Below are 11,607 nucleotides of genomic sequence, written 5' to 3'. Positions count from 1 at the left end.
TGGCGGGATGTACCAGCCGAACGCTTCGGCCCTTGGCACACGGTCTAGGTCCGGTTTCGGCACTGGTGCATCTGTATGCTTCCCCGTTCGATAAGCCAGTGGTAGGCAGAGGTTAAGCGGCTTGTTTAAATTCGAGAGGGGTCATAAAATTCAAGGCCTGGTGGGGCCGTTGGGTGTTATAGTCGAGCTGCCACTCGTCTACCAGCTGGCGCACATGGGCCAGCGAGCGAAACAGGTGGGCCTCGAGCAGTTCGCGGCGAAATGAGCCGTTGAAGCGTTCGATGTAGGCATTCTGCGTCGGCTTGCCTGGTTGAATCCAATGCAGAATAATGCCCTGCCGCTCACACCACTCGCTCAATTGGGCGCTGATAAACTCAGGGCCGTTATCGGTGCGCAACTGCGCTGGACGGCCATAGCACTCAACTAAGCGCGTGAGCACCTGCACGACGCGCCTGGCAGGCAAGGAGAAGTCAACTTCCATGCCCAGCAACTCGCGGTTATAGTCATCGAGCACGTTGAGCGTGCGGAACCGGCGGCCATCGGTCAACACGTCACTCGTAAAGTCGAGCGACCAACACCCGTTGGTGGCCTCGGGCACGGCTAAGGGCTGCTTGACGCGGGCTGGCACGCGCTTTTTCAGGCGCCGAGGCAGGTTAAGGGCCAGTGCCCGGTAGATGCGTAAGGTGCGTTTATGGTTGATGACCAGTCCGTTTTTGCGCAAGCGGTGGTGTAGCTTCCAGAATCCCCAGCCCGGATGCCGCCCACTTAACGCCCGCAGGGCCTGCTGCACGGGCTCATCATTTCGCCCCTGCGCTACCGGGTGCTAGCTGCCGCGCGCCAGCCCCACCAGGGCACAGGCCCGGCGCTGGCTCCAGCCTTTCCCAACTAAGCCCTGCGCTGCCTGGCGCCGCGCCGCAGGGCTGCTTACGTTTTTCGCAGGATCTCCTTGATAGCCTGATTTTCTAAGCTCAGGTCGGCGAACATCTGCTTGAGCTTGCGATTTTCCTCTTCCAGATGCTTGAGCCGGGTCAGCTCGGTGACGCTGGCTCCGGCGTATTTGCTTTTCCAGGCATAAAACGTGGCCTCGCTCAAGCCGTGCTCGCGCACAATCTGGGCCACGGTCTGCCCGCTGGCTTGCTGTTGGAGAATAGCCACAAGCTGGGCCTCGCTAAATCGTCCTTTGTTCATGTTGCAGTCGTCAGGTAGGGACAGTTACGTCTTTCTCTACTCACAACTGGCACTCGATTCGGGGAAGCGTACACGCTGTCTAATGGGTCACGTCGTTACTACAGATAAAAGCGGCGCATAAACATTAGAAAAGAGCTACTCGTGTAACAGAAAAAGCTTGGCCCATCCTGTCTGGTAAGGATTCGCGAAGGCTGTTAACACTAAGCCGGTGCCAGCCAGCCCTTCTAGCAAACCGAAGCGCTGCTCCAGCGCAAGAAAACGATTCCCGGTTTCGGAATCAGTACTATCAAAGGGCTTGATGGAAAAGTTTGCCTCCAGCAATTCCACCTGCGGGCCTACATTCTCTAAGGTAAGTGCCAGCCACTCCTGGGCACGCCGCTCAAAAGTAGCTTCGCCGGTTATCTCAAAAACTCGCCGAAATAAAAAGGCGATACCTGCCGTGCCGTGAATAAAACTGATGTCTATTTTCGGCTCAGTATCAGTGTTGCGTACTACCATTGCACTCTCACAATCCCGCCTTGCCGCATGATAGGCAATACGCAGGCCGTGTTGACACAGTACTTCATCCTGAAAATAGGCAGCCACGCGAAGCACCACATAGGCGATACCCAGATCTCCGTAGCACCATCCCAGGCGACTTGGTGTTTCAATTTGGGTAGCGACTATCCTACCAGGAAACAGTGAGATTTCGCCCTGCATCTCTTGGGACAGCAGAAATGCCATCGCCTGATCCAGTAATTTTCGGCAGCGTACAGGTTCCACCCCTTGCTGATGTAGCCCTAACAAAAACATAATAATGCTTGGGGAACCATGTGCCAGTCCAAGGCTGACTGCTAGTATTTGATCATTATCAAGGGAAATATTCCAAGCCACTCCCACATGCATGGGGATGGCGGTCTGTTCCAGCCGTTGCAGCAAGTCTGCTTGAAGCAGTCTATGATCTGTTTCAGTATCTTCCCTCAGGAACAGGCTAGTACCGATAAACCCATAAAACAGATCATAGCTCCGGCTGAAATAAGTGTTATCCAGCGAAGCTATAATCAGTGGCCGTACGTCGTCAATAAGGGTTGCCGCCTCCGTATCCAGTACTCCTAGTGATATCAAATGAATTATAACCCAGCCTAACCCCGTAAATCCGGTGCCTAAGAAAGGCGGCTGGTCTAATCGATTGGTTGCCTCAATGGCCGCCTCTATGTATTGTGAGACATGTTCTAAGTGGTGCTCGTCTCTTGTGTGTACATATAAATATGCGTGGAATAAGGCAATACCTGCGCTCCCCTGCATTAAAGTTGGTAAGTGTTGCTCTGGATGACGTGTTAGCAGAGCTGCGATCGCCACTAGCTTGGTGTCAATCAACGCTAAAGTGGAAAGAGGAGTACTCATACTAACAGGGCAGGGTAAAAGTGGGCCGGCAAAACCGCTACAGAGGGGTCAGGGAGCCGGAGTCTACTCAGGTGTAGGGGCCGCAGGGCTGACAACCTGTAGAAATTTAGGCGGTCAAAAGCTCAGGAATTACACTGGTCATTCCGACATGGACTTTCCTTTCTGCAGGTGCAGCGACAAGGGCGGAAGCTGCTCTAGTCCTGGTTTCACGGCTTGAAGGATGCGAAGCGTGCTGCTGAATAAAATAGAATAGTTATGCAACACCACTGGGCTTAATGGCCTTTAGGATATTGTAGAATATTTTATCAAATAAACGGGTTTCGTCCGTAATAATTTCCGCTGTAGCGAGCATACCCGCCCGAAAAACAATTGTTTTATTATAGGTAGTTTTTAACCCGTTCGGTAAAGTTACTTTGGCTAAGAAAGTACCATCTTTTAAGGGTACGTCCGATATATAAACTACCTTTCCGACCACAGCTCCAAATTCCTGGAAAGGGTAGCTGGCGAACTTGATCATGACCGTCTGATTGACTTTAATCTTGCCTAGATTGTACTGTGGAATATTGACCTCCCCAAAGGCCTCGCTGCGAGCGGGAGCTACGGTAAGTATTTCCTGACCAATGGCAACCGATTGGGTTTCCTGTAAAAAGGAATTGAAGAATACTGTGCCCGATGTCGGAGCAGAGAGAACGTATTTACTTTCCCAGCTTTGCACGGCACTCTGCAGGCTATTAAGCGCCTGCGCAAACACATTATCCTGTTGTGAGATGGAGTTGTCGAGCTCAATGAGTTCCCCCCGCTTCGTTGTCTGTTGCGCATCATTATTAAGCAAATTGACATTCATTTGCTCCAGCGGAAACTTCTTAGACAAGTAGCGGCTCTGCTGCTGCCGGAAGTCCAACGGAGCAATCACTTTTTTCTCATAGAGTTCTTGTTGAGCTAAAAACTCCTGCGTAGCGAGCGCTAGGTCTTCTTCGTAGAGAGTTCTTTGGGTTAGCAGGGCCCCCCGCAGCGCTGATAGAGTTTGTAGATCGTGCACTAGCATGGCCCTTTTCTTGGAGTAGAAGTGCCCCAGCTTGTTGGCCTTGTATTGAGCCAAGGCCAAGGTAAAGGCTTGAAAATCAACTTGCAGCTCCCCAAGCTGCTGAAAAGCAGTAACCGGTTCGAGCAGCAGCTGGTCCGTAGCCTCATTGCCTCCGCCTTTTCGCAGGGAAGCTTCCAATTTGCGTAACCAGGCAGACAATTCCAGCACCTGCTCGGGACGCGCCGTACTTTCCAGAAAGGCCAAGGCTTCTCCACGCTGCACTTTCTGGTTGTCTGCGACCAGCAGGGAAACCAATTTCCCCTCTACTCGGGCATGCACAGATTTAGGGAAGTCCTTCGTGGTCAGACGCAAGGAAGTAGAGATGTTGTCTGGATATTTAATCAGATAGCTTCCTCCAATAACTAGAAGTAGCAAGGCGAAGATCAATGAAATGCCCCAACGGGACATCCACGATGGTATTTTCTGCATGACTTCATGCATTTCTTCGCTACGCAATGCTGGATGGTTAAGCGGTAAAGCATGCGGTGGGGGAAGCGTTGGTTCAGGCATAGCCAGCAGGCGATAACAGTTGACGTGTCAGATGATCCGGATGCTGCAAGGGAAGGCTAAGCACCCAATTCTAGCTGGTTGCGGATCAATTCAAAGTATTTGCCCTCCCTGGTAACAAGCTCGTTGTGGGATCCTTGCTCCACCACACGACCCTGCTCTAGGACGATGATTTGATCGGCATTGCGTACTGTGCTTAAGCGATGAGCCACTACCACCACCGTCCGACCACGAAAAAACTCCGCTAAATTGTTGATAATCACAATTTCATTATTCGCATCAAGCGCATTCGTCGCTTCGTCAAAAAAGAGGTATTCCGGATCCTTGTAAACGGCGCGTGCGATTAGAATTCGTTGTTTTTGCCCTTGGCTGATGCCGTTGCCTTCCGCTCCAATCTTTGTGGCATAGCCCAGGGGTAAGCCTTCGATAAACTCCCGGATATTGGCCACCTGCACGGCATGTACTAACCGTTGGATATCGAGGGTCTCGGCACCTACGGCAATGTTGTTAGCAATGGTATCGGAAAAGATGAAGCCTTCCTGACTCACGACCCCGCATTTGGAACGCCAGTAATGGTGATCCACGTCGGCCAGATTGCTTTGACCTAATCTGATTTCTCCCTCGCTTGGGGCATAAAATTTTAGTAAAAGTTTAAGCAAGGTTGATTTCCCGCTACCGCTGCTACCAACAATAGCGCACGTCTTACCCTTAGGAATATGTAAGGTAATACCATCCAGCACGAAGCGGCTACCGGCCGTCTCGTAGCGGAAACTCATATTGCGAATGGATAGGTCTTCGTGTTTGGGCACTACCAACAGTCCTTCTCTGGCGATACTTTGCTCGTCCTCCATTTCGTGGATCTCGCTAAGCCGTTCTAAGCTGATTTTTGCTTCCTGAAAGGAATGAAAAAAGGTAATGAGCTGCTCAATTGGACTATTCAACTGTCCGATGATGTACTGTACAGAAAGCATCGCACCAAGCGTTATGTCCCCGTTAATTACAGCCTGGGCCGCCAGAAACGTGATGATAATGTTTTTGCCTTCGTTAATAAAATGAGCCCCTGTTTGTTGATACTGATTTAACACCAAGGCCTTCGTGTTAAGCTTAAACAGGCGCATGCGGATCGACTCCCAGCGCCATCGTTTGGAAAGCTCTGCGTTAGCTAGTTTAATTTCCTGCATACCATTGACCAGTTCCACAATGGCACTCTGCTCCTTGGACTGGACCTCGAAACGCTTGAAGTCCAGCTTGCGCCGCCGATTAAGGAAGAGCAGCACCCAGATGCTGTATAAAGTACTGCTAAGGAAAAACACAAGGAAAATCTTCGTGTTAAAGTACAGCAGAACAAGGCCAAAGGTGAGCAGATTAAAGAGGGAGAACAGAATATCTAGCGAAGAACTCGTCAGGAAACTTTCAATACGTCGCTGGTCATTGATACGCTGCATTATGTCGCCAAAGAGCTTCACGTCAAAAAAGGACATTGGCAGGCGCATGAGCTTAATAAAGAAATCCGTCAATATGGATATATTGAGTCGGATGCTGATATGGAGCAAAATCCAACTGCGGATAAACTCAATAGTCGTTCGGCCGATAAAGAGCGCTATCTGGGCCGATAGGATCAGGTACACAAACCGTAGATTCTGAGTATTGATGCCGACATCTACAATTGACTGAGTCAGGAAGGGCAGCATTAACTGAATGAGGCTACCCGCCAGCAACCCAATGGTTAGCTGTATAATCAGCCTGCGGTAGGGAGCTAAGTGCACAAACAAGTTCCCGAACCCATACTGGGTAGGAGCTTCAGAATCGTCTTTGTCCTCGTAGAAACTCGGCGTAGGCTCAAGCAGCAAGGCAATCCCCGTGACGCCCTGATTCTGGGTTGGGGTGCCCCATTTGGCGCAGAACTCGTCGGCACTGTAAGTAAACAGTGCGCCTACTGGATCAGCCACATAGACTTTGTTGCGCTTAACCTTATAAACAATAATAAAGTGTTCCTGCTGCCAGTGGGCAATCAAAGGCAAGGGCACCTCAGTAGCCAGTTGCTCAAAACTTAGCTTCGCGCCAAGAGTATGGAAGCCGACTTTCTCAGCAGCTTGGCTGATACCCAACAGTGAAACCCCCTCCCGACTAATGCCACTGGTATTGCGCAAGGCAGCCATGCTCAAGCTACGGCCGTAGTATTTGGCAATCATGCGCAAGCAGGTTGGACCGCAGTCCATCAGATCTAGTTGCTTGTATAAAGGAAAGCGACGCATAAACTAGCGAAACGAAAGGCTTACGGATGTAACAGAAAGAGCCTGGACCATTCTGTTTTGGCGGGGTTGGCAAAGGCTGTTAACACTAGTCCGGTGCCAGCTAGGCCTTCCAGTAAGCCGTAGTGCCGTGCTAACTCCGGGCCGCTTGGCTCAAAGGGTTTATGCAAGAGGATATTATTCAGCGCTGCTACCTGAACAGGGAGGTATTCAAGGGTAAGCGCTAACCATTCCTGCGCCCGCTGCCCGAGGGCAGCATTGCCGGTCAACTCAAAAAGTCTCTGAAAAAGAAACGCAATGCCCGCCGTTCCGTGGCAAAACCCCGTGTCTAGGTACCTAGAGTCGTCGGAGCTATCTACCCCAGCGCTGCTGACGTCGCGTGCCGCCGCGCGGAGGGCAATGTGGAGGCCTTTTTGGCGCCAATTGTCGTTGTCAAAATAGTCGCCTGTGCGCAGCAGCATGTAGGCAATACCTAAATCGCCGTAGCACCAGGCAAGACGGCTGTAGCCCGGTGCTACGGCGTCGAGGCCAATAATAGTGGGAAACAGTGATGGCCCCTCCGCCAACTCTTGCGTAAGCAGAAAGATCAAGGCCTGCTCAAGCAATTTGTGACACCGCTCGGGCTCAACACCTTGCTGGTGCAAGCTCAATAAGTAAAGAATAATACCTGGAGAGCCATGAGCCAACCCTAAGTTGAATCTGATCTCTGGCTTGTCTTCCGTGTTTTGGCTCTGGGCCGAATTCCAGGCGACCCCTTGATGCATGGGCAGGGCAAAGGCCTCCAAACGCGACAACAAGGCCTGCTGAAGGTCGCGGTGGTTTTCCTGGGAGTCCTCCAGTAAAAAAAGACTCGTGCCCATAAACCCGTAAAACAGGTCGTAGTCGCGTTGTAGGTAGAAGCTGTTTAAAGAGGCAATGACCAGTGGCCGCACATCATTGATAATGTCAGCAACCTCCTCGTCTAGCAAGCCCTGCTTCATCAAGTGGGCAATAACCCAGCTTACTCCTGTAAACCCCGTTGCCAAAAAGGCCGTTTGATCGGAATTGTTGGTGGCCTGCAGCCCTGTTTCCAGGTGGCAAATACACTGCTCCAGATGTACCTCGTTCTGCTGATATAGATACAGGTAGGCGTAAAACAGGGCAATGCCAGCATTGCCCTGCATTAGGTTTGGCAAGTGCTGCTCCGGGTTGCGGGCCAGGAACGTGGCGATTGATGCAAGATTGGTATCAATCTGTGCAGTAGCAGAGGAGAAAGACATAATAGGAATGAGGACACGCTGGAACAGGCCGGTCCTGGAATTGAGTGAGCTTGCCTAGACTAATCACTGCGGCCAAGCGATTAGCTAAAGCTTCTCTAGCTTGAGTGCTGCGGGGACTGCCCGGCGCTCTTTGGCCAGAGCTGAGGTATAGAATTGGTAGAGAAAGTCATAGAGGACCATTTCCTGAACGCGTTGCTTGGACCGAAACAACCGGTTCAAAAACATATGCACATAAGATTCCAGTAAGCCGAAGTACTGTACTTCCAGCTGTTTGGAGCGATGCGCTGCTACAATGACTTCAACCGCTGGCTGCCACGTGCGGCTGCGGATCGCTAGTGCTTCCAACACGGGAAACAATTCAGATTCTGGGTTTAAAGTCGCACTCATAATCTCTTCGATTCGGGCGCGTTCCTTACGGTAGCGATTCCCAAGCGACTTTTTGGTCAGGGCAGAGTGGGCGTTGAACTCTTTCTTAAAATGGTCCTGTAGGCTGTGAAAAAACGTTTTTTTGTCTTCCAGAGTAAGACCGAAATCCTGCAGCAAGGCATCCGTACCGCGCATCGCAATGAGCCATCGAAGTTCATCGCCTGAGTCCCCAGGGTCAAGCTGGGAGATAATGCTGGTTACGGCCTCGCTGTCTCGCCAAAACAACGTCTCACTGGCTGCCATGGTAAGAGCACCGTAGCGCTCGATTTCAGGCTTATAGGTTTCGGCGCAGTAGCTCTCTATTTGCATGGTTGCGGCCAGAGGCTGCAGAACCTGATGGATGCACTTGATTAAGGGAGCGTAGAAGGTGCCCTGACCGTGAAAGCGGATGCGCAGGTGATGGCCCGGGTCGTTGTAGCGAATAAAAAACCACCTGTCAATTATGCCCTCCGCCTTCAAGGCTTCGGCTAAGGGCTGCATATACTCAGTTAATACATGGTCTGCTGTTTTTACACCACAGTAAATTTTGAAGTAGGCCCATTCGGATCCCATCCCAAAACTCCGGGGTTGAGTGTTCTGCCAAGCTGATTTGGGAGCCCGTACAGGCTGAGTAGGAACGTTACTGGTAGACTGCAACGGGACGACAATCTCATTATTGAATGACTGGTTCTGCCCCTGCACAAAAGTTTGCTGCTGGTTGAGCAAGCATTCTTGCACCGTTATTCGGTCCTTAGTTTTAATCAGTGCCTGGAACACGCGAACACTAAGTGGGTTCTTCAGATCCAGGGGTAGTTCATTATCACTTTCCCTTAGAGATACCCACTGCGGTATGCGATGTTTTATCCGCAGCTCCTGCAGCAGGCCGAGAGCCGTTTCCGGCTGCACATTCTTGATCGGTTTAAGCTCGCCTTCGGTTAAGGTCCATTGCGCTCTCGACAAAATCACCTTGCCGTATTCCACACGGGGAAGAAAGTCTGCTTTTCCGACTGGACCCCAGTCCCACTTGGCGTGCACCGGCGCTCCCTGCCACTGCAGATCGCATAAGAAGTGATAGGCGGGCAAGGTATTGAAGAAGTGATTGTGGGCCGAACTCATTCTGGGGATCACCTCCCGGCCTAACTTCTTCGACTGTAAGACCAGTCTCCCGTTCCGAAAAGAAAGCAGCAAGTCGTGTAAGGGCAAGGTGTGGTTTTCATCCACTCCTGACTGAACCAAGATAGGAATTTCGTACTCCCGTAATACGGGGCGGATAATAACGTTGCCTGCGCGCGATTGATTGATATGCGCGACCTCCGCCAGTACCGCTTCCGGGTAGTTGCTGGCTTCGCGGGCTAGACACGCCTTGACGTCGCTGGTGAGTTGCTCATCCAGATAACAAAACCGACCGAGGTAGTTTGCGGCCGAGGGACCATCCAAGCCGTGATAGAGGATCGTATACGCCCCGTCGTCCACCGCTTGTGGGGAAGACGCCAACACGCTGATCATGCTGTAGAGGGAAAAAGGCAGCACTTCAGCCCGGTCCTCTGGCTCCATAAAGCCACTTAGGTCCAACGCATCCAGGCGCAACACGACTTCCTGGCGACTAATTACCCCTAGGTAGGCATCTAACACGAACTTGCTCCAGGCATTCCAGCGGAAGGTCGCACTCTCAGAAGGAGAATTCTCCAGAAGCACTTCGGCCAGAAGCGGGGTGTGATCTGTGCTATTGCCCTGCTGGAAAGGGTAACCCAAGCCCATCTCTGCGTCAAGCACCAGGGGCAAGGCGACTTCTTGCCCCTCATACCTTGTTTGAAAGGCCTCGCTAAAGCGTGTTAGGTTTTTTTCCTGGTTAGGCCGGTTGATGCGCAGCAGAAAGCGTAACGCGCGTTGCAACTCCTCGAATACGCCTTGGTTTAGTGAGCAGGCGATTGTGGGCTTGCGCAGATCCACCTGAAATAGCTGCCCTAGTTCGTAGGATACGCCCAGAGGCTTGAGTAGCTGCTCCAGGTCTTTATAACCCTGAACAGCCTCGATTGAAGGTAATGTGCTGAGCGTAAGCAGGGCAGCTCGTAGGGTTTGCAGTTGGCGGACTAGCTGCTCACTACCCGGTGCTGAGGCAATGGTGTCAGTAATGCTGAGCAGGTAATCTTTGCCCGTCACTGTGGGCTCTAGCTTGCTTATTAATATTTGGCTGTCGAGCAATTCATGCACAAAGTCCACGGCGTCGGCTGGTGATATTTCCTCATCCGCCAGCTGCTCGACCAACGTCGCTACGGTAGCCCCATTTTTGGCGATATGCAATGCCTTTTGCAGGTACTCGTTCGCATCCAAATTAATCAGGTGATGCGAACGATGTCGGTTAAAAACCCGATATTCCACCAGCCGGAGGCTATCACCGGTCTGGTATAAGGTCGTGTTGGGGAAGTAGGTCAAGTGGGCCCGAACGCTGGGGTCGCGAGCGATGCTCAGAGCCAGCGCGCATAAGTAGTCCATATCGAGGCGCACATGCTTGCGATATGCGTCGCGTGTAACGAATTCTATGTTAGTTGTAGTAGCGACTTCCCCACGCGACACCCCAGCGAAAAGGCCAAAGGGGGTACTGCGGTAACCCATGCGCAACAGGTACTTGGCAAGCGTAACCTCCAGTTTGTCAAGTTCTTTTGTATCTGTTAATTCTCCCTTCCGCCAGCGTTCGAGCACTTCATAAAGGGCAGGGGATGCGACAAAAAGGGCTTCCTTTACAAAGGGATCGTGATAAAGCTTTAGGGCGCTGCTAACGGAAAGATTATTGATTACTTCAAATGGCAGAACGGGAGATCGAAGAAAAAAGAAACCGCAGTGGGAAAGCATGGTGAATAAAGAAAATAAGCTCAGAAGTAAGAAATGGCAGTGCCCCAAGACATAACACACCCTAGCAAAACTAGTAATTAACGACTCAATTTGTGGAGTGAATTGCTCCTTTCATACTGAAGCGGCAAGACCAGACTTGGCTAAGCAAGGAGACCTTCACGTGAAGGAAGCTCTGAACACAAAGGTCGGCTCTTCCGGCTTTGTTGGGAGTTATTAGAACTTGCCCGCCCAGCAAATGAGGATCGTACGGCTGCCTTTACTTAGCATGCAAAAGAGTAGCATAGACAACGGCAGGATAGGGTGCGTAGCTCCTAGCTCGTAAAGCACATGAAGAGACTTAGCTGATTGGCCTAACTGCGGTACGCCTGGAAAATAGGGGCGCATAACTTCCTGGTTTACCAAGTACCTGTTTTGCAGACAGAGAGCTCTTTCGTTCTTGGTCTAGCAATAGGCTACCATGAAGGAGCCTTGCCGCTCGCCACCCACGCTGGTTGAATTCGAACGGGTTATCCATACCTGATTTTATCCCGTTTGCCGACTTAGTATGCCTTCACCAAGCACTGCAACGGCTTGTTTCGTCACGAGTTGCTCCACCCTACATCTTTTGTTACATTGCCGCAGGTCCGCGAGCAGCATAGCGCAGGGCTATACAATTACAACCGCTAGCGGCCCTTACTGA

At 51.4% G+C, this 11,607-nt stretch carries 5 protein-coding genes and 1 pseudogene; all 6 read right to left on the bottom strand.

From position 1 onward, the window contains the following. Positions 1–112: 112 nt before the first annotated feature. Positions 113–1,188, bottom strand: a pseudogene (locus FY528_RS04990) (IS3 family transposase). 135 nt (positions 1,189–1,323) lie between these two features. Beyond that, entirely contained in the window at positions 1,324–2,571 is a 1,248-nt protein-coding gene (locus tag FY528_RS04985; RefSeq protein WP_149069890.1) for a lanthionine synthetase LanC family protein, read from the bottom strand. A 253-nt stretch (positions 2,572–2,824) separates the two neighbouring features. Further along, a complete protein-coding gene (locus tag FY528_RS04980; protein ID WP_149069889.1) occupies positions 2,825–4,165 on the bottom strand; it encodes an HlyD family secretion protein in 1,341 nt (446 codons plus the stop codon). A 56-nt stretch (positions 4,166–4,221) separates the two neighbouring features. Further along, positions 4,222–6,417 (bottom strand): peptidase domain-containing ABC transporter, encoded by a 2,196-nt coding sequence (locus FY528_RS04975; RefSeq protein WP_149069888.1) that lies wholly within the window; start codon positions 6,415–6,417, stop codon positions 4,222–4,224. Between the two features lie 20 nt (positions 6,418–6,437). Then, complete coding sequence (locus FY528_RS04970) at positions 6,438–7,673, bottom strand: lanthionine synthetase C family protein (RefSeq protein ID WP_149069887.1); 1,236 nt, start codon at positions 7,671–7,673, stop codon at positions 6,438–6,440. A gap of 84 nt (positions 7,674–7,757) precedes the next feature. Next, positions 7,758–10,928 carry a lantibiotic dehydratase gene (locus tag FY528_RS04965; protein WP_149069886.1) on the bottom strand — a complete coding sequence of 1,057 codons (3,171 nt, stop codon included), beginning with the start codon at positions 10,926–10,928 and terminating at the stop codon, positions 7,758–7,760. Positions 10,929–11,607: the final 679 nt, after the last annotated feature.

The sequence above is a fragment of the Hymenobacter lutimineralis genome, from assembly GCF_008271285.1.
Taxonomy (GTDB): Bacteria; Bacteroidota; Bacteroidia; order Cytophagales; family Hymenobacteraceae; genus Hymenobacter; species Hymenobacter lutimineralis.
The sequence above is the reverse complement of the archived record's forward strand: the minus strand, read 5'-3'. Positions and strand labels throughout refer to the sequence as shown.